Genomic DNA, 24,675 nt, shown 5'->3' with positions numbered 1-24,675 from the left:
AAATGTACTTGTACCACTTTGGCTTACGCGAATTACCTTTTACGCTGACACCAAATACGCATTTTTTTTTAGGACTAGAGCCTCATAACGAGGCTTTAGCAGTGCTGATTACGGCTTTGCAAACAGGTGAGGGTTTCATTAAAGTCATTGGTGAAGTTGGTACAGGGAAAACTTTGTTATGCCGAAAATTATTAAACGAAATACCTAAACACTTTGTTACTGCTTATATTCCCAACCCCTATTTAAAGCCAGATGAATTAAGAAGGGCTGTAGCTATTGAACTAGGTGTAAAACAAGCACAACGAATGTCGGTTCAGCTACTGACACAGCGTATTCAACAAAAGCTCATTGATTTACACAAAGAAGGTCGTTCGGTTGTACTTATATTAGATGAAGCGCAAGCTTTACCTGAAGAAAGTTTAGAGGCTCTTCGATTATTTACCAACCTTGAAACAGAAACAAGAAAGCTTTTACAGGTTGTGTTGTTCGCACAACCAGAACTAGATGAACGATTGAGCCAAACTAATTTTCGTCAACTAAGGCAACGGATCACCTTTTCTTATAAGTTAAGGGCAATGACAAGCACTGAAGTTGAGCGTTACATTGAACATCGTTTAAAAACAGCGGGTTATAAAGGTGCCTTATTATTTAACACTAGTCTTTGTAAAAAAATATCCAAAGCAACTCAAGGTATTCCAAGATTAGTTAATATTTTATGCCACAAAATGCTTATGCTCACATATGGTCAAGGACACTTTCAAATTAATACAAGCCATTTAAAAGCCGCAATAAAAGACACCGAAGATACACAATTACCCATAATTGATTTTCGATGGATTTTTACAAGTGTCATTTTAGTTACTTTGTTCGTTGGTGCTTATTTCTATTGGAGTTTCCAAGGATGAGTGTTATTAATCAAATGCTAAAAGAGCTTGAACAACGAAATGAGCAATCGACAGGTAATAGTCGCTTTGATACTAGCTATGGAAATAATAAGCCCTTATCTGCTATTAAAATAGCGCTTATTGCTCTTCTTATTATTGTTGTTAATGTATTGGGCATTTATACATGGAATTTGTATTCTGAAAATAAAGCGCTTAAAACATCTGTAAATGTGACGAGTAATAACTCTTCTAATACAAATGCTTCGAATGATCAATCAACAATTGAAACACCTGTTAATACTAAGCAAATATTAGAAAATCAGCCCGTCGAAGCAATATCAGAATTTAAAAAAGAAAACACACCTACAATTCATCAAATTACTGAGCAACAACAATCCATTAAAGTTATAAGTCCGGTAACAAATAAGCAACTCATATTAGTCCACGAAAATAATATTGAACAACCTAAGACGATAACTAAAGTAAGTAGTCAACAAGCTCAAAACCTGCAAACTGTGGAATACAGCAATACGGTAGTTACACCACTTGATGATATGATGGAACCTGAGATTTTAGAAGAAAACTTGAAAGCTGAAGTAACTCAAGAACCAGAAATAAAATCATCTCTTAGTATTTCTAGAAGTAAATTATCGCCCGAACGTGTTGTACAAAATAAACTGAAAAAAGCTGAACGAGCTATAATTGATAATGAAATACCTATAGCGGAGCGCTTGTTTGAAGATATTTTACTTATTCAGCCTGAAAATAAAGGCGCACGCAAGCAATTAGCCGCTTTATGGTTTGGTCGTAGACTTTATAGGCCTGCACTAAATTTATTATCACAAGGCATGAACATATACCCTGACGATATTGATTTCAGGCTGATGAAAGCCAGAATTTTAATTAGTCAAAATAACAGCAAAGAAGCATTTAATGTATTAAATGACTTTTCTACTGTACAGAACGTAGAGTATCAACTGTTATTAGCCAATACTGCGCAATCTTTAGGAAACGTAAACAGTGTTATTTTAGCTTATAAGCAACTTACCACTATAGAAGACTATAAAGGTAAGTGGTGGATGGGATTAGCTGTAGCTCTAGATCGAAATAGCCAATTTGAAGAAGCAAAAACAGCATATAGAATGGCTTTGTCTAAAGGAAGCTTATCTAGTAATTCAGCGCAATTTATCAGACAAAGAATGACAGAGTTAGGAGAATAATAATGGCAGCACCTAAATTAAAAATGCGGTTAGGTGATTTGTTAGTGCATGAACACATTGTAACTAACGAACAGTTAATGCAGGCATTAAATAGTCAAAAATCTACAGGACGCAAGCTAGGTGATACGCTAATCGAGCTAGGCTATATTGGTGAAAGGCAATTACTCGAATTTTTAGCTCAACAACTTGGTGTGCCATTTCTTGATATTAGCCAAAGGCGCATACCTTCAGAAGTGGCCTCATTATTACCTGAAGTACATGCAAGGCGCCTAAGAGCATTAATAATTGAAGACCAAGGTGATGCTGTTCTTATTGGCATGAGTGATCCTGCTGACTTAGGCGGCTTAGATCAACTTGAGCAAATGCTTGCCCCTAAGCAGTTAAAACTTGCTGTTGTTATGGAGTCGCAACTCTTTGAGGCTTTTGATGGTTTGTATCGAAAAACAGCGGATATAGAGTCTTTTGCAAGTCAATTAGAAGAAGAATACGACCAAACGGCTGATTTTGACTTGGGCTCTTCATTTGGCGATGAGGGCGGTGATGCAACCGTTGGTAAATTATTACAATCAGTATTCGAAGATGCCATTCAAATGCGCGCTTCAGATATACATATAGAACCTGATGAAAATCAACTCCGTATTCGTCAGCGTATTGATGGTGTTTTACAAGAAAATATTCTTAAAGAAAATAAAATTGCATCGGCTATGGTGTTACGTTTAAAGCTAATGGCAGGGCTAGATATTTCTGAAAAGCGCTTACCTCAAGATGGTCGTTTTAATTTGCAAATTAGTGGACATAATGTAGATGTTCGTATGTCAACCATGCCCGTTCAGCATGGCGAATCTGTTGTTATGCGTTTACTTGATCAAACTGAAGGCTTACTTACCTTAGATGAAACAGGTATGCCTAGCGATTTAGTGGCAAGAATACGCCATCAAATTAGTCGTCCACATGGTATGGTTTTGGTTACAGGACCTACAGGTAGTGGTAAAACAACGACTTTATATGCAGCGTTAAGTGAATTAAATCAATCAAGCAAAAAAATTATTACCGCAGAAGATCCTGTCGAATATCGTTTACCACGGGTTAATCAAGTTCAAGTAAACAGTAAAATTAATCTTACCTTTTCCTCAGTGCTAAGAACGGCATTACGTCAAGATCCCGATATTATTATGATTGGTGAGATGCGTGATAAAGAAACGGTTGAAATTGGTTTACGAGGCGCATTAACGGGGCATTTGGTGTTATCAACACTACATACCAATGACGCTATAACGAGTGCACTTCGTTTAATTGATATGGGGGCTGCTGGATTTTTAGTAGGTAGCTCGCTCAGGGCTGTTATTGCTCAGCGACTTGTAAGAAAAGTTTGTGGGAGTTGTGCAATAGATCATGAACCGAATAGCCAAGAAAAATTGTGGTTAACAAACTTGATGGGTGAAGGGATAACATCGCATCGATTTAAGCAAGGTAAAGGTTGTCAAACATGTCAATATACAGGATATAAAGGCCGAATTGGTGTTTTTGAATTACTTGAAATGAATGAAGGCATGATGGCGGCACTTAAAAGAGATGATCCTGAAGAGTTTGCTAAGCTTGCCAAAGCTAACCCTACATTTAGGCCATTAGCCGTAGCGGCATTTGATTATGCTACTCAAGGTATTACAAGTATAGAAGAAGTACTCCGCTTAGTTGAAACGGTTGACGTTACAGGGTAATAAATAAAATGGCAGCGTATAGTTATATTGGACGAGATACCAAAGGCTCTCAAATTAAAGGAAAGTTAGAAGCTAGTAATTCGGCTGCGGCAGCAGAGCAACTTTCTCGCCAACAAATTATACCCATTTCTATTGAAGCGTTAAAAGGTGATCAAAAAGACAGCAATTTAGCTCAAATAGATATTAACGAGCTGTTAGGTTTTGCTCTAGTTACATTAGACGACTTGATTATTTTTTGTCGTCAAATGTATGCACTAATGCGTTCTGGCGTACCTATATTACGAGCTATTAATGGTATGGCTGAGTCAACGACATCAGTTAAATTAAAAGAAGCCTTGATTGGGGTTTCAAGTCAGTTAGAAGGTGGTTATACACTATCAACCGCGCTAAATCAGTACCCTAAAATATTTCCTCCTTTGTTTGTTTCTTTAATACATGTAGGTGAAAATACCGGTAAATTAGACGATGCTTTTGCTAAATTAGCGAGTTATTTTGACCGAGAACAAGAAACTCGAAAACGAATAAAAACAGCGTTACGTTATCCATCTTTTGTACTTGGCGCTATCGTTATCGCTATGGTTATATTGAACATATTTGTTGTTCCAACCTTTGCTGATATGTTTACAAAATTAGGTGCCGATTTACCAGCAGCGACTAAAATACTTATTGCGAGTTCAAATTTTTTCTTAGAGTTTTGGCCTCATATGTTGATTGGTTGTGTATTTGCTTTCTTTGCTATACGTAATTACGTTAGAACCGATAAAGGGCGCTATTGGTGGGATAAAAGAAAAGTGAACTTACCTATAGTTGGCAGTATTATTGAGCGTTCTATTCTTTCAAGGTTTTCCCACAGCTTTGCTATAGTATTAAGAGCAGGTGTACCGATGACATCGGGGCTAAACTTAGTTTCAGATGCCGTTGATAACAGTTACATGAAAGAAAAAATTCTCACTATGCGGAAGTCTATTGAAAGTGGTGAAAGCTTACTTAGATCAGCAGTGGCCAGTAAGTTGTTTACTTCTCTAGTATTACAAATGGTGGCTGTAGGTGAAGAAACGGGAAGAGTTGACGAACTATTAGAAGAGGTGGGTGAATACTACGAACGTGAAGTAGATTACGAGCTAGGTAATTTAACCGCTAAAATTGAACCTATAATGATATCAATTGTTGCGGGTATGGTGCTTATATTAGCATTAGGTATTTTCACGCCAATGTGGGACATGATGTCCGCATTTCAAGGTAAATAATAATGAATTTATTAACGAATAATTGAATTATACGTTATGTTTAATCCTAAGGCGTCTGATAAAAAAGAAAGATCATTAGTTGAAATGGTGATAATAGTTTTAGTATTAGCGCTATTAATGATGAGTTTTATAGTTTCGTTTTTTAAGCAAGAAGAAAAATTTACTGAGGTTGCTTATAGTCGTTTAGCCCAAAATTTTTCTACTAAAGTTACAGCAGTGCACGCACAGTGGTTTATGGATAAACAGCCTGATTACATCGTTTTATCGCTATCTCAAGAAAACCAGCGTATACATGTTAATCGACGTGGCTGGATTGATACTTTAGACAATGAAAATGCTTGTGCCAATATTTGGAAAACTGTCATTATGGGGCCTATGTACTTTATGAACTCCCCGGTGTCAGCAGTGGAGATAAGAACAGCCAACATTGTTGTTGGTCGTGTTTGTCGTTTTGAATTACCGTCAGGTGAATATTTTGAATACAGTTCAGAAAATGGCAAAGTAAGCCAAATATCATTAAAAAACGTTAACCCTTAAACTATTTGTTGTTGAAAGTAAGAGTGTTTCACTTTAAGGTAACGTAGTGTTGTAACTAAATGCTTGTTACAATTAATATAATCTTGAAAGTTATGGTGTTGTTATGAGAAAACAGTCGGGTTTTACGCTAATAGAATTAGTGATAGTGGTTGTTATTTTGGGTTTTTTAGCGGTCACCGCTATTCCAAAATTTATTAATTTAACTGACCAAGCAAAACAAGCTAATATTGAAGGTATGGCTGGTGGGTTTGCAACAGGTGTATCCCTTGCGCGTGCACAATGGGAAGCCGAAGCACGCCCTACAGACGCAACTAATAGAAACGTTATTGATTATGACGGCACGGATGTATTATTAACCACTGAAAATAAAGCCAACGGTATTCGTGGTGGTTATATTGTTGCATCTTTAACAGGTGATAATGATGGAGCAACTTTAGGTGGTGGGTTTGGTGCAAGTAATTGTGTTGATATATGGAATAGTATTTTACAACAACCACCAGGGTTAACGAGTGATATTAGTGTATTAAACAATACCAATGGTATGGATTATTACACTACGACTTCAGGTTCTGGAGCGACTACATTATGTCATTACTTTTTAAAAGAAACGTTAAACAAAAATGCATCAGGTGACTTTCTTGCACCAACAGGCACATTAACAGGCGTAGGTAATAGCTTTACTTACCGACCAGCAACGAGTCAAATTATAGTTTATATAAACATTTAACCCTTATTTAGCACATTAACTTTAGGTAATCTTATGAAAAAAATTAATAAATCACCTCTGAATACTCAAAAAGGTTTTACACTCATTGAATTAGTGGTTGTTATTGTTATTTTAGGTATTTTAGCCGCGACCGCAGCACCTAAATTTATTGATTTAACGGGTGATGCAAAAGCTTCTACTTTTCAGGCTGTTAGAGCTTCTGTTGAAAGTGCAACTACTCTTGTTCACGCTAAAGCTTTAATTGCAGGAGAGAAAGTAGGACAAGCAGATCTAAATGTTAATGGTGGTACTAATAATGTTGGTGTAACTAATGGTTGGCCAAATAATGAAGCTGCTACATGGGGAGAAATATTAGATGTTGATGTTGTAACTTCAACTTCTCCATTTGCAATTGCCACTAGTGGAACGACAGGAACTGATGGTGTTGTTGTATGGTACCCACGTGAAGCATCTGATTTAACAACTGCTCAAGCGATTGCTAAAAATTGTTATGTTATATATAACGAAAGCTCCTCTTCTAACATAAAACCAGTGATTGATGTAATTCCAGATGGTTGTTAATTTTTGATAAAATCAATCTTATAATGGAGAGCTTTAGCTCTCCATTTTTTTTATCTGTTGATACACAATAAATTAGTTAGCTGATCTTAAATGATAATTTATGTACTATTCTACTAATAGTGTTTTAAAAACTACTGAAGTACTCTTTTATAATGAATAATAAAACGCATTCTCTACTAAAAAGTAAACATTTAGCTAGCTTTAGTTATAAAGCTGGGCGAGGTTTTACAATAATTGAGTTGGTGCTGGTTATTGTTCTTATGGGTATTTTAGCTGTTACCGTTGCCCCTAAAATGTTCGGTTCAGATGGTTTTGAAGAGCATACCTATCAAGCTGAAGTTATTGCCACTTTACGTAGTATTCAATTACGAGCGATGCAGCAAACCAGTGTGGGAGGAAATGCTTGTCATACCGTCATTGTCTCAACAAAACTTTTGACAGTAGGAGGAAGTTGCGCTGTTAACAAAAAAAACGCCAATGACCAAGCCTTAAATGATTTAGACGTTAAAATTGATGAAGATCATAACGTGACTTTTGTAACATCAGGAATGACGGGTAACTCTTTTATTTTCGACTCAAATGGCATACCTGCTAATTGTAGTCCCCCTTGTAATATAACAATTATAGGTAGTGATACGCTTACCGTTAGAATCGAATCACAAGGTTATATTCATGCTATTTAATCGCAAAGCTTCAGGCTTTACTTTAATAGAACTTGTTATTGGTATTGTGGTTCTATCATTATCTTTTTCTATTATTTTTACCATGATATTACCTACCGCAACGCAAAGTGCGGTTCAAATTCATCAAGTTAGAGCCGCAGAACTAGGGCAAGCGATGATGAATGAAATTATGGGTAAAGCTTTTGATGAACACTCAGATATGATGGGCGGAATGAATCGTTGCGGTGAGGGGAAAGATACTGATTTAGACGGCGCTATCGATACGTGTACTGCTAATAATGACCTAGGTTCTGATGCTGGAGAAACCAATAGAAGCTTATACAATGATGTTGATGACTATAATAATTATTCCATTGTTGAAGATTCACTTAATGATAATAACGATGCAGATTTAGATTCGTTATATATAGGTTTTAGTGTGAATGTTTTTGTTTGTAACGATAGTAACTATGACGGTGTGTGCGATACAACGAACAACATCGCAAAGTTGATCCAAGTTACTGTTACGAGTGCTGAGGGTGAATCGGTAACGTTTGCAAGTTACAAGGCTAACTTTTAATGAAGTACTTATTAAGCAATAAAGGTGATAAAGGTTTTACGCTTGTAGAATTAGTTATTGTTATTGTTTTATTAGGCATATTATCGGTAGGGATCAGCGGCTTCCTCAAGTTAGGCTCTCAAATATTTGTAGATGTAAAAAACCGTTCTGAAATTGTTGCTACTGCCCGATTTGCGATAGAGCGATTAAATAGAGAATTAAGAACTGCTTTACCTAATAGTGTGAGAGTTACGTTAACAGATCAATCGGGCAATCTGACTAATATTCAATGTATTGAGTATGTTCCTATTTTAACAACAGCCAATTATTTAGATATTCCAACGGAAAGTGAAAATGAAACAGCTAAAACATTGTCAGTTGTTGATTTTAATACAAGTGCTTTAAATGGTTTAGTTGATTATCGCGTAGCGGTTTATCCTACTAGCCTCAATCATGTATATCAAAATATAAGAATAAGAACATTAGAAAATGCGACTATCGACAATACTACGCATGTTACTCCGCCAACAAATAACCGATGGGATATCAACTTTACTAATGATGTTTCATTTCCTACGGATTCACCAACAGCTAGATTATATTTTATTGATACAAAAGTGAGTTATTGTGTACAGGGAGATGAATTAAAACGTTTTGTTGGTGACAATCCTAATGATCAAAATAATTTAAGCAGTGCTATAGCTGTATTTAGGGATGACGGTGTATTAATGGCTGAAGATTTATCTTATACCCCCACGAATTTTTCAGGTAATGACTTTCCTTTTAAGGTATCGCAAGCAACCCAATTTAGAAATGCGACAGCGTTAATCAAGTTAAGATTTAACAAAAACGAAGAAGTTGTTGTTTTCAATAGTGAGGTTCATATTCCTAATGCTCCTTAAACAAAAATTTTTAATAGCTAAAAATACACAGAAAGGTAGCTCACTCGTTCTAGCTATTTTTATTTTAGTGGTTATGTCTTTACTTGGAGCCGCTTTACTTAGAATGATGACGACTAATGAAGAAACTTACGCTTATGAAGTGCTAGGTACTCGAGCCTATAATGCTGCACAAACAGGTGCACAACGGAAATTACAACAACTTTTTCCATTAAATACTGGACTAGATAGTACTATGTGTACTATCGGCGATACTTTTTCTTTGGCTAATATTGAAGGTTTAGATTACTGCTCAGTGGAAGTTGATTGTTTAGAAGTAAAACATGACAATGTAAGTTATTTTACTATCACCAGCACAGGACAATGTGAAATCAACGGTGAGGTGACTTCTAGAGTCGTTGAAGTACAAGCGAAAAGTATGAATTAATTTGGGTTTTAATCGTTCTAATCATAAAACAATTATTTAACCTAATTTGATTTATCTAACATGTGATGTGAAAAATAGTAACTATCTTCCTCTTTTTAAACATCATCTTTACCGTTTTAGCTCTAGCTCTTTTTAAATATTATAAAAAAGTAAAAATATACTGTTTTTTTCACAAAAGGTAAGACACTTTCTCTTATACTGCGGTATGATTAGCAGCTAAAAATTTAATTCTATTTGTTTATGTTTATATGAGTTTAAAAATACAAACGTAAATACGGCATAAGTATTTTCTTATGCGATTTGTAAAGGACATTTTCATCGTATGTTTAAAAAATTACGCGGCATGTTTTCTAATGATTTATCAATAGACCTGGGAACAGCTAACACGCTGATATATGTTAAAGATCAGGGCATCGTGCTAAACGAGCCGTCAGTTGTTGCGATTAGACAAGATAGATCCGGTGGATCAAAAAGTGTTGCTGCAGTAGGTGCTGCTGCAAAACAAATGCTAGGAAGAACACCTGGTAATATAGAAGCTATTCGTCCAATGAAAGACGGAGTTATTGCAAATTTCTTTGTAACTGAAAAGATGTTGCAATATTTTATAAAACAAATTCACAGTAATAACTTTTTACGTCCAAGCCCAAGAGTTCTGGTTTGTGTTCCATGTGGTTCAACACAAGTTGAGCGTAGAGCAATTAAAGAGTCAGCAGAAGGCGCTGGTGCTCGTGAAGTGTATTTAATCGACGAACCTATGGCTGCGGCAATTGGTGCGGGTATGCCTGTATCAGAAGCTACTGGCTCTATGGTTGTTGATATAGGTGGTGGTACGACAGAAGTTGGTATTATTTCTCTAAATGGTGTTGTTTATTCATCGTCAGTTCGTATTGGTGGTGATAAATTTGATGAAGCTATTATCAACTACGTACGTCGTAATTTTGGTAGCTTAATTGGTGAAGCAACGGCTGAGCGCATTAAACACGAAATTGGCTCAGCTTACCCAGGTGAAGAGTTAATTGAAATAGAAGTTAGAGGCCGCAACTTAGCTGAAGGCGTTCCACGTAGTTTTACCTTAAACAGCAATGAAATTTTAGAAGCACTACAAGAGCCTTTAACAGGAATTGTAAGTGCTATTATGGTTGCCTTAGAGCAATCACCACCTGAATTAGCATCAGATATCTCAGAAAGAGGTATGGTACTAACAGGCGGCGGGGCTTTATTAAAAGATCTAGACCGTTTGTTAATGGAAGAAACAGGTATTCCTGTGGTTGTTGCTGATGATCCTCTAACATGTGTTGCACGTGGCGGCGGAAAAGCATTAGAAATGATTGATATGCACGGCGGTGATTTATTTTCTTACGAATAATATTTATATTATTCTAGCCCCTTAATATTAAGCAGCATTAGATAATAATAAAGCTATATTTATGAGCCCAATATTTAAACACGGCCCGTCTGCACAGCACCGACTCTTGTTGGTGCTGTTTTGTTCTGTGCTTTTAATTTTTTTTGACCACCATATAGGCAGTTTTGAAACCGCTCGAGGCTACCTTCAATCTTTTGTAAGCCCACTACAGTACTTAGCGACAGCACCAAAACGAATGATGATTTGGACGGCTGAAAACCTTACCTCACGCCAAGATTTAATCGAACAAAATCAAAGTTATAAAGTTAATGAATTGCTTTTACACGAACAGTTAATGCATCTTTCTGATCTGGAAAAAGAAAATAATCGACTACGCTCTTTATTATCCTCTCCTTTACGTGAAGAAACGAAGAAGATGGTAGCAGAAGTTATCGCTGTTGATAGTGATCCTTATACTCACCAAATAGTGATTAACAGAGGCGCGAATGATGGCGTTTATGAAGGGCAAGCAGTTTTAGATGACCAAGGTATTGTAGGACAAATTCAACATGTAGGTACAATAAGTAGTCGAGTTATTTTGATTACTGATGTTACTCATGCTGTGCCAGTAAGAGTAAGTCGTAATGGTATCAGAATGATTGCCACAGGTACTGGGCAAATAGATAGGCTCGTGAATAACTTTGTTCCGCATAGTACTGATGTTGTACCTGGAGATGTACTAGTGACTTCAGGTTTAGGTGGTAAATACCCTGAAGGTTATCCTGTTTCAACCATATTGAAAGTTAATCAAGATGAATCAAGAGCTTTTGCTCAAGTAATTAGTGAACCTGTAGCAAAAATAGATCGTTTACGCTATTTGTTACTCTTATGGCCCAACACAAAGAATGTTAAGCCTATTGTTCATGAAGAGGAGCAACAATAGTGTTAGCTCATAATGGTATTATTATTTTATTAACCTTATTGTTAGCGTTAATAGCAACCATTATTCCTATGCCATTAAGTGTTGATGCTTTTCGACCTGATTGGGTTTTAGTGGTGTTAATTTACTGGTGTTTGGCATTACCGTCTCGTGTTAATGTTATTACTGCATGGGTTATTGGTTTCATACTCGATGTATTGTTAGGTTCTATATTGGGTGTGCATGCTGCAGCCTTAGCTATATCTGTTTTTATTATTGCTGAAAACTTTCAGAAAATTAGAAACTTTTCTATTTGGCAACAATCTATTATTGTTGGAGTACTTGCCGCTTTATATCATTTGCTTGTCTTTTGGATGCAGCGCTTTATAAGCGACGTGGTGTTTTTACCTAGTTATTTATACCCTGTAATTACCACTATTATTTTGTGGCCTTGGGCATTGCTATTATTAAGAAAAATACGTCGGCATTTTCAAATTAAATAATCCTATATTAAAAAAGCATTTTTATGACATTATCTTTGGTTTTAGCTTCACAATCGCCCCGTAGGCAAGAGTTACTTGCTCAAATTGGTTATGTCTTTTCCTGTAAACCTGCCAATATCAATGAAGATATTAAAGAAAATGAAAGTGCGGTTGATTACGTACAAAGATTAGCGATTGAAAAGGCACAAGTTACGTATCACTCTATTGGGGCACCTCAAAATAATGATGTCGTTGTACTTGGTTCCGATACTAGTGTGGTTTATAACCATTGTATTTTAGGCAAGCCCGCTAACCTCGATGAATGCATAGCTCAGCTGCAAATGTTATCTGGACAGACTCATCAAGTGTTAACATCTATAGCGGTAATAGATAAAGATAGAGTTTTATCTGAAGTCGTGACAACAGAAGTTACATTTAAAACACTTACATTAGACGAAATCACGCGATACTGGGAAACGGGCGAACCTCAAGATAAAGCAGGTTCTTACGGTATTCAAGGAATTGCAGGGCAGTTTGTAACTAAAATAATGGGTAGTTATTCAGCCGTTGTTGGTTTACCTTTGTTCGAGACTGCGCAATTACTTTCAAAATTTGGGGTTAATACGCCAATACAACTTAACTCGAAGGAAAATTTATGAGCGGTGAATTACTGGTTAATGTAACACCTAGCGAAACTCGGGTTGCGTTAATTGAGAATGGCACACTACAAGAAGTGCATGTAGAGCGCGAAGCAAAACGTGGCATTGTGGGTAACATTTACCTAGGAAAAATCATCAGAGTATTACCTGGTATGCAAGCCGCTTTTGTTGACATTAGCTTAGACAAAGCTGCTTTTCTTCATGCTTCCGATATTAACTCTAAACTTATTCTCAATGAAGATGAATCGACAAAAGATTCGTCAAATGATCAAGTGCCTGACATTCGAACCTTAGTACGAGAAGGTCAATATTTAATGGTACAAGTGGTGAAAGATCCTTTAGGTACGAAAGGGGCAAGATTAACCACAGATATTACCATAGCTGCACGCTATTTAGTTTTAATGCCTAATGCTGCTCGTGCTGGTATTTCACAACGTATTGAAGATGATAAAGAACGTAACCGACTAAAACGTATCATTTCGCCATTTTGCGATGAAGAGCATGGTTTTATTGTCAGAACGGCTGCCGAAGGTGCCGACGAACAAGAATTAAAGCAAGATGCTGAATTTTTACGTAGAGTATGGTCTAAAGTTATAAAAAGAAAAAAAAGAAAAGTAACTAAAACCGCAATATATCAAGATTTATCATTGATTTTTAGAGTGTTAAGAGACTTTGTTGGAACTGATCTTGAGCGCATTCGCATTGATTCAAAATTAACCTATGATCAAGTTGTTGAATTTACTGAAGAGTTTGCACCTAATTTGAGTCATGGACTTGAGTACTATCCAGGCGAACGTCCTATTTTTGATCTGTTTGATGTTGAAAACGAAATACAAAGAGCGCTGCATCGTAGAATCAACTTGAAGTCAGGTGGTTATTTAATTATTGATCAAACTGAAGCTATGACTACAATTGATATTAATACAGGAGCTTTTGTAGGGCATCGTAATCTCGAAGAAACAATATTTAATACCAACATTGAAGCAACGCAATCTATAGCAAGACAGTTACGATTAAGAAACTTAGGTGGCATTATTATTGTTGATTTTATCGACATGAATGATAAAGACCATCAACGTCGTGTATTAACAAGTTTAGAACACGCCATGGCGAAAGATAACGTTAAGTTTAGCATCAGTGGCTTTTCTGCTTTAGGCCTAGTTGAAATGACCCGTAAGCGAACACGAGAAAGCCTTGAACATATTTTATGTGGCGAATGTTCCGTATGTGCAGGACGTGGTCATTTAAAAACATGCGAAAGTGTATGTTATGAAATATTACGAGAAATAGTGCGAGTCAACAGAGCGCATGATGCGGATAAATTTATTGTTTATGCATCTAAAGCGGTAAGCGAAGCGTTAATTAATGATGAATATCATAATTTAGCTGAGCTTGAAGTCTTTATTGGTAAAGACATTAAAATACAAACAGAACTTATGTATAATCAAGAACAGTTTGATGTTGTGATGATGTAGGTTTTTGGGTTAATTGAAATGAATTAATCCGTTACACGTTCAGGTTTATACCCGTTACCAATCAAGAGGCTATTTCAGAGCACTTGAGCGATATCAATTCAAGGCAATGCTTTGTAATAATGGTCGCTCCCTTATAAAAAGCATTAACGAAGAAGTGATTTTGCTCAAGTGCTTCTTCGATGGGTCTAAAAACAATGTATGCAGCGTTATTAACTTTAGTAAGGGAATAACCATGACATAAACTTAATGCCTCGCCTAAATTGTTTTTAGTTCCCACTGAAACCTGCATCTTGAATGGTTACGGGTATATAATGATTTAATTAATAAGTGATATTGTAAAAATTAATGAGTACTTCTCGCGTCATTAACCGTTGGTTAAACAGAGTTTATAAAAGCATTGCCATTTTGTTGGTGCTTTTTGCTGTATTAATTAGTGCTTTTCGCTTGTTATTACCTTATGCACATAATTATAGAGAGCACGTTCAAAATTTAATTAACACCACTAATGATAGCCAAATAACCATTGGTGAACTTAGTATGGACTGGGAAAAACTGGGTCCGTCTATCGTAATAAAACAAGTCAGTCTGCTCGAAACCCAGTCTACAGATATCTTCATCGATAAAATTCATGTGCATTTAGATTTTTGGCAAAGCCTAGCTAAAGGTCGAATTATCACCCAAGATGTAACCCTCGATGGTGCTCAAGTTTTTATTAAAAATTTTAACACTTCAGCAAAAACAAAAAACGAAGATAAAGATGCTCCCCTTGTTGCTCGAATAGCCGAAATCTTTTTAGATAGGATCGGTAGATTTTCTTTATTGAATAGCCAAATTGTTTTTCAAACCAGTCAAACGGAAAAATTGTTACTTATCAATCAACTTGATTGGCTAAACGAAGGCGATAGCCATAGAGGTAAAGGCTACGTTATTGTTGATGGACTAACCTCTAACAATATTAAAGTGATATTAGATCTACATGGTGACGAAATTGAAGAACTTGATGGGCAAGTGTACTTACAAGCGAATCAGTTAAATATAACACCTTGGTTAGATACTATTTTTGCTATCGATAATAAAGACACGCATTCAGCTATTAATTTTGATGGATGGTTAACCATTGATAATGGATTCCCTACAGAATTACAAGTGTCGTTAGGCAATAACGAAATCAGTTGGACTCATAGTAAGCAGCATCAATTTTTTAGTGTTAACCAAGGGCAAATATTAACGCGCTTTGTTAAAGAGCAAGATAATAAAGGTTTGAAAGCCTTTAATATTCTTTCTAGCCCGTTAACTTTTATTACTAATAAAAAGTCTTGGCAACCTACTCAACTTCAATTTTCAAAAGTATCTGGTATTTTAAGCGGTTATATCAGTGATTTGAGTATCGAAGGGTTAACTGATATTGCGCCCTTATTTACTAGCGACAAAAATGTTGCTCAATTATTAGAACAAACAAGCCCTGTAGGCGTTATTAAAGATCTATTTTTACAGGTGTCAAAAAATAATCAAGCTGTTGTCGCAGACATTAAAGGAATAACGACTCATCCCTTTGTTGGAATTCCTGGTGTTTCAAATATAAATGGCGAACTTGTTTTTAAAAACAATACTACTCAGCTGAGTTTACTGTCTGAAAATGGTGCACTTGATTTTGCTGAACATTTTATTAAACCTATTCCTTATAGCGTACTTTCTACCGACTTAATGTTTAACTTTGGGGAAGGAGCATGGAACCTAGAAAGTGATAATATTGAGTTTTCCTCAGATGAACTAACATTATCAGCGGCTATAAGTGTTGATAAAACCCCAGAAGAAGACACCAAAATGTCGCTTTTAGCCAGTATTATTAATGGTAAAGCTGAATTAGCGAATCATTATTTTCCGAATATTTTAATGGGAGAAGATTTAGTTAATTATCTTAATGGAGCAATTGTTAATGGCAAGATTGATCAAGCGCAAGTGCTATTTAATGGTCCTCTTAATAAGTTTCCTTTTAAAAACAATGAAGGTGTTTTTAATGTAGATGCTGAATTAAGTGAGGCCGAGTTTAAGTTTGATCCTTACTGGCCCGCAATTAAAAACTTTAATGCCAATCTAACTTTTAATAATAACAGTATGCTCATTACAGGTCGTAAAGGGGATTTAGATGGGATTGATGTTAAAGGCGTAACAGCCCAAATTGAAGATTTATCACACGAACAAGTATTAAAGGTAAAGGCCGCGTTTAATCAAACAAATCCGGGGTTAGTGACTCGTTTAATGAATAAAAGTCCCCTTAAGAAAACGGTAGGCAATACTTTAAACCGACTAGTAATAAGTAAACCTATTTCAGGAGAGTTTTCATTAGATTTACCTTTAAATAAACCTGAAAATGCGGTGGCAAAAGGGACGGTTAAATTCAAAAACAATACCGTTAACTTACAAACACCTAATATGTTATTTACTCAAGTTAATGGCCAGTTAGCCTATAACAACGATAAAATAAATGCTGACAACGTAACCTTGTTGTGGCGTGGTATGCCTTTAAAGTTAGACGTTAATGCAAAAGATAAAGCTATGTTTTTTGATACCAATATTAGTCTTGAAGCTAATTGGGAAAGTAAAGAATGGTTAAAACAATTACCTGAAGTCTTGCAGGAATATGGTTCGGGTAATTTGGCGTGGCAAGGCTTGTTATCGCTAAACATGTACCATGAAGGTGGGTTTACTTATGATTTGGATATTAATTCAACTTTAGATAAAACAGAACTTAATTTACCTTCGCCTTATACAAAAAAAGCAGGGGAAGTGCTTGCGCTAAAAACTCATGTAACAGGTCAAACATATAATACGACGATTAATGCTTCAGTTGGCGAACAGTTGCAGTTTTATGGTGTACTTAATCATGACAATATTTCTTTTTCAAAGGCGCATTTAGTATTAGGTGCTGAAGAAATGCTTTTACCTACTCAAGGTTTTCATATCACGACTAAGTTAGCTCAAGCTGATGTTGAGGAGTGGCAACCTTTTATTTTTGACATTATAGAATCGATTAATACATCTGATGATATTAAATTAACCGGTAATGTAGCGAATACTGTTAGCGATAATAGTAAACCTCAAAAAGTGCCTTTATTAGAAAAACCTGAGCGCATAAGAGGGGAAATAGGTTCGTTACTTTACGGTGATTATTCTTTATCTAGTATGATTTTTAACTTAGATAGTAATGAAACGTCTTGGTTACTCGATATTAATTCTAAAGAAGTCAGAACTCAGGTCACTATTCATAATGATATAGCTGAAAAAGGCATAGAGGTAAATGCTGACTTTATTCACTTAGCTAAACTCACTAAAGAAGAACCTGATGATAACCTTGATGCAGCTAGTCTAACTTCTGAAGATACACTGCAAGCAGAGCAACAAGACGCCAATTTATTTAACCAAAAAATGTATACACAATTACCTCCACTGATGCTTCAGTGTGGTAGCTGTATTATTGATAATATAGATTTAGGCAAAGTGAGCTTTGCTATTGAGCGAAATAGCGAAAACCAAATTTTATTGAATAAATTTGAGGCATCAAGAGATAAATTTGCTATCGAGTTAAACGGGGCTTGGAGTCAAAAAAACGGTATAGATACAAGTAGCTTTACTGGTTTTATTGATACAAAAGATCTTGAACAAGAAACCGAAAAGCTTGGCTATACTCCAACAATTAAAGACAGTGGTTTACGTAGCGAGTTTGCTTTTAATTGGCAAGCAAGTCCTTACGAGTTTGATGTTGCCAAATTAAATGGCCAGTTTAATGCAAAATTAGACGATGGCTATTTAGCGGAAGTACCTGATCAAGCAAGGGTTTTCTCGGTATTGAGTTTGCAATCATTGGTACGAAAACTAAGCTTCGATTTTAGAGATATTTTTTCTGATGGTATGTTCTACAGCAGTATTAGCGGGGATTTTCAGCTCAAAGACGGTATTATGTATACCGACAATTTGTTTATGAAAGGTGCAGCAGGAGATTTAGAAGTTAAAGGAAATACCGATTTAGGCAAAGAGTTACTTGATCTTCGTATGTCTTATAAACCTAATGTTACTTCCAGCTTACCAGCGCTTGCGTGGATAGCTACATTAAACCCTGTTGCATTTTTAGCGGGTATTGCGCTTGAAGAAGTGATCACCTCAAAAGTGTATTACGAAATGAACTTTGAATTAACAGGCAACATGTCTCAACCTATTTTTAAAGACGTAAATCGTAAAACTCGCAATATCAGTGTTGGAAAAACAACACCACCTCAAATAGTTGAAGATGTTATCGTTACTCCTACAAGTGAAACACAAAACAACAATTCCGAATCGAGCGAATTACCAAAAAAGAGTGAAATAGATGGTTAGTTTGTCAGCTATACAGTTATGCTCCAAACCTAATGTAGAAAATAATTTAAATACAATTGACGCTTTTCTTAAAGCCTTACCTGAGTCAGATGAGCATATTGTGGTATTACCTGAATGTTGTTTGTTTTTTGGTGGTACAGAGAAAGATCAATTAAACCTTGCTAAAGAAAATCACATTAGTAACTTTGCCGTAAATGGCTTATCAGCTTTAGCTAAAAAATATCATGTTTGTCTTGTTGCTGGCAGTTTACCCCTGCTAGTTGATAATGATATTTCGGACAACAAAAAGCAAAACAGCAGTAGCGAAAAATTCACTAACTCTTGTTTGGTCTTTTCTCCAGAAGGAGAGCTTATTCAACGTTACGATAAAATCCATTTATTTGATGCGAAAGTTAGCGATGGTCAAAAGCAATATTTAGAGTCAACACATACTCAAGGTGGTGATAAACTAAGCATTGCTGCAACTAAAAACGCTAATATTGGTTTAAGTATTTGCTATGATTTACGTTTTCCTGAATTATATCGCCAATTAAGATTACTGGGCGCTGATATTATTACTGTGCCGAGTGCTTTTACTGCCACTACAGGTAAAGCACATTGGCAAGCCTTGTTACAAGCGAGAGCAATTGAAAATCAAGTGTATATTATTGCTGCAGGTCAGCAAGGTACACATGAAAACGGAAGAGAAACATGGGGGCACAGTATGATTATTTCACCTTGGGGTGAAATTCAAGCGTGTGCACCTGATGGTGAGGGCGTAATTACCACAACCTATTCACCAGAAGCGCTGGCAAAAGTGCGACAAGCTATGCCAGTAACCGAACATAATAAATTTACATCTAAGTTGACCCCATATGAATAATATTGAGCGCGAGCTCTTGGCAGATAGCCAAATAGACACCGATTTTTTAAATCAAACATTACATAACATGGTGCAACGAAACGTTGATTTTGCCGATTTATACTTTCAATCAAGTCGACACGAATCTTGGATGTTAGAAGACGGTATTGTAAAAGAAGGTTCTTACAATATAGAGCGTGGTGTAGGTGTTAGAGCTATTTCAGGTGAAAAAACAGGTTTTGCTTATTCTGATGATATTTCACCCGCTGCTCTTACAAAAGCAGCTGATGCCGCAAAAGGCATTACTAAAGCAGAACAAAGCGGCTCAGTAAAAGCCTTTAGCCGTCAAACTCAACCTGAAATTTATCTAGGTGTAGATCCTTTAGATAGCTTAGGGCAAGAGCAAAAAATCAATTTATTGCACGAAGTTGAAGCCCATGCGCGTTCAATTGACCAACGTGTAAAACAAGTTATTGTTAGCTTGTCTGGTGTGTTTGAAAAAATTCTTGTTGCAGCAACAGACGGTACTTATGCAACCGATATTCGCCCATTAATTCGTCTTAACTGCTCTGTGTTGGTTGAAGACAACGGTAAGCGCGAACGAGCAAGTTCTGGCGGCGGAGCAAGAACCGATTATAGCTACTTTTTTGAAGTGGAAGGGAAACAAGCTAGATACTTAAATTATGCTGAAGAAGCCGTACGCCAAGCTTTAGTTAACCTTGTAGCATTAGAAGCACCAGCTGGAAACTTCCCTGTGGTATTAGGTGCAGGTTGGCCGGGCGTATTATTACATGAAGCAGTTGGTCATGGTTTAGAAGGTGATTTTAACCGTAAAGGATCGTCAGCATTTTCTGGCAAAGTAGGACAGAAAGTAGCATCTGAGCATTGTACTATTGTTGATGATGGCACGATGGCTAATCGCCGTGGATCTATCAACATAGATGATGAGGGTACACCAGGTCAGTATAATGTGCTTATTGAAAAGGGCATTTTAAAAGGTTACATGCAAGACAAGCATAATGCATCACTCATGGGTGTTAAACCTACTGGTAACGGACGAAGAGAGTCATACGCTCACTTACCTATGCCTAGAATGACAAATACTTATATGCTTGCCGGAGAGCATGATCCAAAAGATATTATTAAGTCAGTTAAAAGAGGGATTTATGCACCACACTTTGCTGGCGGACAAGTAGATATTACTTCAGGTAAATTTGTATTTACCAGCTCAGAAGCTTACTTAATTGAAAATGGTGAAATTACTTCTCCTGTTAAAGGCGCAACGTTAATAGGTAGTGGACCAGAAGCTATGAAGAAAGTGAGTATGGTAGGTAATGACTTAGCTATTGATGCAGGTGTTGGTGTGTGTGGTAAAGACGGACAAAGTATACCCGTTGGTGTTGGTCAACCTACATTAAAGGTTGATGAAATGACAGTTGGTGGAACTCAGTAATACGATTAACTTGAGTTATAGATAACAAAAAGGCGCCAAAGCGTAATGCCGTTCACTTAAGGTGAGCGGCATTTCTTTTTTTAACAGGGTACCTATTCTTAGAACACTTCAATTCTCGCGGATAACTCCGCTCTCTACGTGCTGGCAATACAAACTGTTTGGCACTTTTGGTTATATCCATAACAAATTTTGACACATTTCCTGGCGAACAAAATGGCAACATAGTCAGTTGATAAATTATGTGCATTGAAGCACCATGAAAACTTAATTGGTTTGGATGTATTGAATCGAGTGACTTCGCCATTAATACCATTTGATAACGGATCAGATTATAAGCGAGTAATATCCCCCACAACTCTTGTTTTATAAGCTCAGGTTGATTACTACGCAAGGTAAATTGGCTATCAAGTAGTGACTGCTTCATTTCTCTAAAACCAAGTTCTATCTCCCACCGATGTCCGTATAAATCGACAATATCAGCGACAGGAAACTTCATTGCATCCGTCATAGACGTTAACACTTCGCACGCTTTACCATTAACCTTTCTCGATACTAATCGAGCTTCAATTGATTCAGGTAATTCAGGAAACTTCTTTCGTGCTTGGGGACAGGCGGTTAAACGAACTATTTTATCTTGGCGTCCTAATGAACGAACAATGTCATATTGTACGTTCTTTTTTAGCGGTATCAGCCAATGACGTGATATTCCCGTGGATTGCCAACGATAAAGTAATCCAAGCGAGTAGAAGCCTCTATCAAATAGTGTCAAGCTATGATCTGGTGTTGTTTCAACTAGCGAGCCAGCTAATTTCATTTCGTTAATATCAACACTATCAAAAGCACTTTGTGTTAATAAATGACTTGTTAATTCCATCTGGCATACCATGCGCACTTGGGGGTAACTTGCCTTGCCATGAGAGTTTCCTGTACGTGCAAAATATTCATTATTTTCTTTTGAGTCAGGTGTTCGCCATACAACGCCATCAACACCTAATAGTGTCAACCCACACCATGTTGGGTGAGTAGACTCCTCATGCCATAGCGATTGTGTTTTATTAAAAATAGATTCTATTGCTTTATGACCAAGTTTCTTTCTTGCTTGTGTTACGGCACTAGGTGCAACATAGGGGTCACCGTTAGGTAGAATGATATCAAGCTGATTAACTAATTGGCGGATAGACATTTTACGAAATAAAGCCATACCAATAACAGCCCACACCATTTGCTCCATAGGAAGCTTGCGCTTCCTTATGGTCGCAATACCTGACTGAGCCAACGCTTCATCAACGATGCTTGGGTCTAATAATTCACTTAATCCTGTAAATTCAGTAAAACTATTTTGTGAAACTTGTGATAAGGCGGTAGAGAGTTGCAAAAGAAAAGGCTCCTGAATAAATTCAGAAGCCTTTATATACTAACCAGAAGATCGGTCAATGGATCGTTAAACATTTCTTAACTGATCGGCATTACGCCAAAGCGCCTTTTTTAATGAATTATTTTAATACAAAACAACTTTAGGTAAGCCTTAAACCTTAGTTTCAGGTTGAATCATATGAACATCGCGTTGTGGGAACGGTATTTGAATGTTAGCTTCATCAAGGGCTAAGTAAATAGCTTTGTAAGCGGTAAACTTGGCTGTGTATAAGTTGACTGTAGGTGTCCATAAACGAATAGAAATATTAATAGCGCTATCGGCAAATTCATCAATCCCTATTTGTGGTTCACGTGTTTCACTCACGACACCTGTAGATAAAATGACTTTATTTAGTAACTCAATAACTTCAATAGGATTTTCGCTATAGGCAATGCCTACGTTTAATTCTAATAACGAATCATGAAGCGAGTTTTGTAATATTTCGCCTACAATATGTTTGTTAGGGATCGTTATTCTTACATTATCTTCATCATAAATAATGGTATGCGCGAGCAGTACTTCTTTAACAACGCCTGTAACACCTTTTACAATAATGGTATCGCCAACTACAAAAGGGCGCGTAATAATAATATTAAACCCAGCTGCATAATTTGATAGTAAACCTTGTAACGCTAATCCTGCACCTAAAGACACAGCACCAATAGCGGCTATAAATGGTGTAACACTTATACCTAATTTACCTAAGGCGATAATAGCAATCATGAGTACAAGTATCATACGGCTACTATTCGCAATAAAACGGCTTAGTGTTACATCAAGATTATGACGTTCGCACACGCGTAAAAGCATGCCTGCTACTTTACCCGCTAAAATATAGCCGATAATAAAAATGATGATAGCGCCCACTATTTGGAAGCTATAATTCGTAAAGAAATCAATGACGATTTGATAAATATGCGCCATTTGATCTATTTCATTTTTTAATAAATTAGCGGGATTAATAACTTCTACCACTTTTTGTGATGTGCTTGCTGTATCGGTTACTTGTTCTGTCATTATTTATGTCTATTTCAGTTACTAGGGGTCTATTTAAATAAGGGTTATGCCTTCAGGTGTAATTTTTACTTTACCTTTTTTAAGTAAATTACCTACGGTTGCTTTAAAGGTTTTTTTACTGACGCCCAATGCTTTTTGAATGTCTTCAGGGGCGCTTTTATCGTGTAACGGGCTTATACCATTATGCTCAGCAATATAATCTAAAAGCTTTTGGCTAAAGTCTTTTACTTTGCCTTCGCCAGGACGAGATAAGCTTAAATCAATACGTTCATCTTCACGTACTTGTTTGATATAACCGGTAATTTTTTTACCAATTCTTAATGGCTGAAAAATTTCGTTATCGTACAATAAACCCCAATGTAAATTATTAATAATAGCTTTAAAACCTAAATCTGTTTTACCACCAATAATAAGCTCAACCTTGTCCCATTTTTGATAGTCAGCAGGCCATATATCAATAAATTTATCTAACTTGCTTGAGGCAACAATACGTTCTGTACGTAAGTCTAAATAAATACGCACGAGGTAATATTTACCTATTTCCATTTCAGTATGTTGTTCGTTGTATGGAACAAGTAATTCTTTAGGCAGCCCCCAGTCTAAAAAAGCGCCCATTTTATTAATAGCTGAAACCTTTAACGAAACAAACTGATCAACTTCACCTAAAGGTTGTTGAGTGGTTGCGGCAACTCTATCGGCTGAATCTTTATATAAAAAGACACTTACTTGTGAACCTGTAGTGCAACCTTCGGGCATTAAACGATTAGGTAACAGTACTTCACCTAAGTCATCGGCATTTAAATATGCCCCTGTGTCATTTACTGTAATTACAGAAAGTGTATTAAATTTACCTAAGTCAGCCATTTATGTTCGCCGTTTTCTAGAAATAATAAGAAGTTGTATTTTATTAAAATAATTAAATACGTTGTTGGGTACTTATACCCGTTACCAATCAAGAGGTTATTTCAGAGTGCTTGAGCGATATCAATTCAAGGCAATGCTTTGTAATAATGGTCGTTCCCTTATAAAAAGCATTAACGAAGAAGTGATTTTGCTCAAGCGCTTCTTCGATGGGTCTAAAAATAATTTATGCCGCGTTATTAATTTTAGTAAGGGAATAACCATTACTGAAATTTAATGCCTTGCATACATGGATGTATGTACTTAGATTTCGTCTGGAACATGAAATCTGTGCCTAAATTGTTTTTAGTTCCCACTGAAACCTGCATCTTGAATGGTTACGGGTATGATACATCAT

The 24,675-nt window shown here is 36.4% G+C and carries 22 protein-coding genes; 19 read left to right on the top strand and 3 right to left on the bottom strand.

Annotated elements, in window-relative coordinates:
• Positions 1-2 precede the first annotated feature (2 nt).
• The 19 genes from ACM9HF_RS10725 to tldD all read left to right on the top strand — a co-directional run bounded on the left by ACM9HF_RS10725 (position 3) and on the right by tldD (position 20,986).
• Positions 3-905 (top strand): ExeA family protein, encoded by a 903-nt coding sequence (locus ACM9HF_RS10725; RefSeq protein WP_473607621.1) that lies wholly within the window; start codon positions 3-5, stop codon positions 903-905.
• Positions 902-2,104, top strand: coding sequence for a tetratricopeptide repeat protein (locus ACM9HF_RS10720; protein ID WP_473607617.1), 1,203 nt, complete (start codon positions 902-904; stop codon positions 2,102-2,104). The genes ACM9HF_RS10725 and ACM9HF_RS10720 overlap by 4 nt, the downstream gene beginning before the upstream one ends.
• 2 nt (positions 2,105-2,106) lie before the next feature.
• Complete coding sequence (locus ACM9HF_RS10715) at positions 2,107-3,822, top strand: GspE/PulE family protein (RefSeq protein WP_473607613.1); 1,716 nt, start codon at positions 2,107-2,109, stop codon at positions 3,820-3,822.
• Between the two features lie 8 nt (positions 3,823-3,830).
• Positions 3,831-5,069: a type II secretion system F family protein gene (locus tag ACM9HF_RS10710; protein WP_473607609.1), complete on the top strand. Its 1,239-nt coding sequence runs from the start codon at positions 3,831-3,833 to the stop codon at positions 5,067-5,069.
• 36 nt (positions 5,070-5,105) lie between these two features.
• Positions 5,106-5,606: a hypothetical protein gene (locus tag ACM9HF_RS10705; RefSeq protein ID WP_473607605.1), complete on the top strand. Its 501-nt coding sequence runs from the start codon at positions 5,106-5,108 to the stop codon at positions 5,604-5,606.
• A 103-nt stretch (positions 5,607-5,709) separates the two neighbouring features.
• Positions 5,710-6,333 carry a prepilin-type N-terminal cleavage/methylation domain-containing protein gene (locus ACM9HF_RS10700; RefSeq protein ID WP_473607601.1) on the top strand — a complete coding sequence of 208 codons (624 nt, stop codon included), beginning with the start codon at positions 5,710-5,712 and terminating at the stop codon, positions 6,331-6,333.
• 33 nt (positions 6,334-6,366) lie between these two features.
• Complete coding sequence (locus ACM9HF_RS10695) at positions 6,367-6,894, top strand: prepilin-type N-terminal cleavage/methylation domain-containing protein (RefSeq protein ID WP_473607598.1); 528 nt, start codon at positions 6,367-6,369, stop codon at positions 6,892-6,894.
• 152 nt (positions 6,895-7,046) lie between these two features.
• Positions 7,047-7,577: a type II secretion system protein gene (locus ACM9HF_RS10690; protein WP_473607594.1), complete on the top strand. Its 531-nt coding sequence runs from the start codon at positions 7,047-7,049 to the stop codon at positions 7,575-7,577.
• Complete coding sequence (locus tag ACM9HF_RS10685; RefSeq protein ID WP_473607590.1) at positions 7,567-8,136, top strand: prepilin-type N-terminal cleavage/methylation domain-containing protein; 570 nt, start codon at positions 7,567-7,569, stop codon at positions 8,134-8,136. The genes ACM9HF_RS10690 and ACM9HF_RS10685 overlap by 11 nt, the downstream gene beginning before the upstream one ends.
• Positions 8,136-9,017, top strand: coding sequence for a PilW family protein (locus ACM9HF_RS10680; RefSeq protein WP_473607586.1), 882 nt, complete (start codon positions 8,136-8,138; stop codon positions 9,015-9,017). The genes ACM9HF_RS10685 and ACM9HF_RS10680 overlap by 1 nt, the downstream gene beginning before the upstream one ends.
• Positions 9,007-9,441: a pilus assembly PilX family protein gene (locus ACM9HF_RS10675; RefSeq protein WP_473607582.1), complete on the top strand. Its 435-nt coding sequence runs from the start codon at positions 9,007-9,009 to the stop codon at positions 9,439-9,441. Before ACM9HF_RS10680 ends, ACM9HF_RS10675 begins: the two co-directional genes overlap by 11 nt.
• A gap of 322 nt (positions 9,442-9,763) precedes the next feature.
• Positions 9,764-10,807: a rod shape-determining protein gene (locus ACM9HF_RS10670; protein ID WP_473607579.1), complete on the top strand. Its 1,044-nt coding sequence runs from the start codon at positions 9,764-9,766 to the stop codon at positions 10,805-10,807.
• A gap of 61 nt (positions 10,808-10,868) precedes the next feature.
• Positions 10,869-11,729, top strand: a complete 861-nt coding sequence (mreC, locus tag ACM9HF_RS10665; protein ID WP_473607576.1) for a rod shape-determining protein MreC — start codon at positions 10,869-10,871, stop codon at positions 11,727-11,729.
• The gene (gene mreD / locus ACM9HF_RS10660) at positions 11,729-12,208 is read left to right on the top strand and encodes a rod shape-determining protein MreD (protein ID WP_473607572.1); all 480 of its coding nucleotides are present in this window, start codon (positions 11,729-11,731) and stop codon (positions 12,206-12,208) included. The genes mreC and mreD overlap by 1 nt, the downstream gene beginning before the upstream one ends.
• 23 nt (positions 12,209-12,231) lie before the next feature.
• Positions 12,232-12,846, top strand: coding sequence for a Maf family protein (locus ACM9HF_RS10655; protein WP_473607567.1), 615 nt, complete (start codon positions 12,232-12,234; stop codon positions 12,844-12,846).
• Entirely contained in the window at positions 12,843-14,321 is a 1,479-nt protein-coding gene (rng, locus tag ACM9HF_RS10650) for a ribonuclease G (protein ID WP_473607565.1), read from the top strand. Before ACM9HF_RS10655 ends, rng begins: the two co-directional genes overlap by 4 nt.
• A 345-nt stretch (positions 14,322-14,666) precedes the next feature.
• Entirely contained in the window at positions 14,667-18,692 is a 4,026-nt protein-coding gene (locus ACM9HF_RS10645) for a YhdP family protein (protein ID WP_473607561.1), read from the top strand.
• Complete coding sequence (locus ACM9HF_RS10640) at positions 18,685-19,554, top strand: carbon-nitrogen hydrolase family protein (RefSeq protein ID WP_473607557.1); 870 nt, start codon at positions 18,685-18,687, stop codon at positions 19,552-19,554. Before ACM9HF_RS10645 ends, ACM9HF_RS10640 begins: the two co-directional genes overlap by 8 nt.
• Positions 19,547-20,986: a metalloprotease TldD gene (gene tldD / locus ACM9HF_RS10635; RefSeq protein ID WP_473607555.1), complete on the top strand. Its 1,440-nt coding sequence runs from the start codon at positions 19,547-19,549 to the stop codon at positions 20,984-20,986. The genes ACM9HF_RS10640 and tldD overlap by 8 nt, the downstream gene beginning before the upstream one ends.
• A 52-nt stretch (positions 20,987-21,038) precedes the next feature.
• Here tldD and ACM9HF_RS10630 read toward each other — a convergent pair whose 3' ends face one another.
• From ACM9HF_RS10630 to ACM9HF_RS10620, 3 genes are all read right to left on the bottom strand, one after another.
• On the bottom strand, positions 21,039-22,361 hold the full coding sequence (locus tag ACM9HF_RS10630) for an IS4 family transposase (RefSeq protein ID WP_473607552.1): 1,323 nt from the start codon (positions 22,359-22,361) through the stop codon (positions 21,039-21,041).
• A 150-nt stretch (positions 22,362-22,511) separates the two neighbouring features.
• Entirely contained in the window at positions 22,512-23,417 is a 906-nt protein-coding gene (locus tag ACM9HF_RS10625; RefSeq protein WP_473607549.1) for a mechanosensitive ion channel family protein, read from the bottom strand.
• Positions 23,418-23,450: 33 nt separating this feature from the next.
• Positions 23,451-24,281, bottom strand: coding sequence for a CvfB family protein (locus ACM9HF_RS10620; protein ID WP_473607545.1), 831 nt, complete (start codon positions 24,279-24,281; stop codon positions 23,451-23,453).
• Positions 24,282-24,675: the final 394 nt, after the last annotated feature.

Origin of the sequence: Colwellia sp. RE-S-Sl-9 (assembly GCF_048296855.1) — a bacterium.
Taxonomy (GTDB): Bacteria; Pseudomonadota; Gammaproteobacteria; order Enterobacterales; family Alteromonadaceae; genus Pseudocolwellia.
The sequence above is the reverse complement of the archived record's forward strand: the minus strand, read 5'-3'. Positions and strand labels throughout refer to the sequence as shown.

What these genes read in the sequence shown, in the direction of transcription:
- ACM9HF_RS10620 (WP_473607545.1), bottom strand. Translation starts at nt 24,281, where the DNA reads ATGGCTGACTTAGGTAAATTTAATACACTTTCTGTAATTACAGTAAAT.
- ACM9HF_RS10710 (WP_473607609.1), top strand. Translation starts at nt 3,831, where the DNA reads ATGGCAGCGTATAGTTATATTGGACGAGATACCAAAGGCTCTCAAATT.
- ACM9HF_RS10700 (WP_473607601.1), top strand. Translation starts at nt 5,710, where the DNA reads ATGAGAAAACAGTCGGGTTTTACGCTAATAGAATTAGTGATAGTGGTT.
- tldD (WP_473607555.1), top strand. Translation starts at nt 19,547, where the DNA reads ATGAATAATATTGAGCGCGAGCTCTTGGCAGATAGCCAAATAGACACC.
- ACM9HF_RS10625 (WP_473607549.1), bottom strand. Translation starts at nt 23,417, where the DNA reads ATGACAGAACAAGTAACCGATACAGCAAGCACATCACAAAAAGTGGTA.
- ACM9HF_RS10685 (WP_473607590.1), top strand. Translation starts at nt 7,567, where the DNA reads ATGCTATTTAATCGCAAAGCTTCAGGCTTTACTTTAATAGAACTTGTT.
- ACM9HF_RS10645 (WP_473607561.1), top strand. Translation starts at nt 14,667, where the DNA reads ATGAGTACTTCTCGCGTCATTAACCGTTGGTTAAACAGAGTTTATAAA.
- mreC (WP_473607576.1), top strand. Translation starts at nt 10,869, where the DNA reads ATGAGCCCAATATTTAAACACGGCCCGTCTGCACAGCACCGACTCTTG.
- ACM9HF_RS10670 (WP_473607579.1), top strand. Translation starts at nt 9,764, where the DNA reads ATGTTTAAAAAATTACGCGGCATGTTTTCTAATGATTTATCAATAGAC.
- ACM9HF_RS10720 (WP_473607617.1), top strand. Translation starts at nt 902, where the DNA reads ATGAGTGTTATTAATCAAATGCTAAAAGAGCTTGAACAACGAAATGAG.
- ACM9HF_RS10705 (WP_473607605.1), top strand. Translation starts at nt 5,106, where the DNA reads ATGTTTAATCCTAAGGCGTCTGATAAAAAAGAAAGATCATTAGTTGAA.
- ACM9HF_RS10655 (WP_473607567.1), top strand. Translation starts at nt 12,232, where the DNA reads ATGACATTATCTTTGGTTTTAGCTTCACAATCGCCCCGTAGGCAAGAG.
- ACM9HF_RS10690 (WP_473607594.1), top strand. Translation starts at nt 7,047, where the DNA reads ATGAATAATAAAACGCATTCTCTACTAAAAAGTAAACATTTAGCTAGC.
- ACM9HF_RS10640 (WP_473607557.1), top strand. Translation starts at nt 18,685, where the DNA reads ATGGTTAGTTTGTCAGCTATACAGTTATGCTCCAAACCTAATGTAGAA.
- ACM9HF_RS10725 (WP_473607621.1), top strand. Translation starts at nt 3, where the DNA reads ATGTACTTGTACCACTTTGGCTTACGCGAATTACCTTTTACGCTGACA.
- rng (WP_473607565.1), top strand. Translation starts at nt 12,843, where the DNA reads ATGAGCGGTGAATTACTGGTTAATGTAACACCTAGCGAAACTCGGGTT.
- ACM9HF_RS10680 (WP_473607586.1), top strand. Translation starts at nt 8,136, where the DNA reads ATGAAGTACTTATTAAGCAATAAAGGTGATAAAGGTTTTACGCTTGTA.
- ACM9HF_RS10695 (WP_473607598.1), top strand. Translation starts at nt 6,367, where the DNA reads ATGAAAAAAATTAATAAATCACCTCTGAATACTCAAAAAGGTTTTACA.
- ACM9HF_RS10675 (WP_473607582.1), top strand. Translation starts at nt 9,007, where the DNA reads ATGCTCCTTAAACAAAAATTTTTAATAGCTAAAAATACACAGAAAGGT.
- ACM9HF_RS10715 (WP_473607613.1), top strand. Translation starts at nt 2,107, where the DNA reads ATGGCAGCACCTAAATTAAAAATGCGGTTAGGTGATTTGTTAGTGCAT.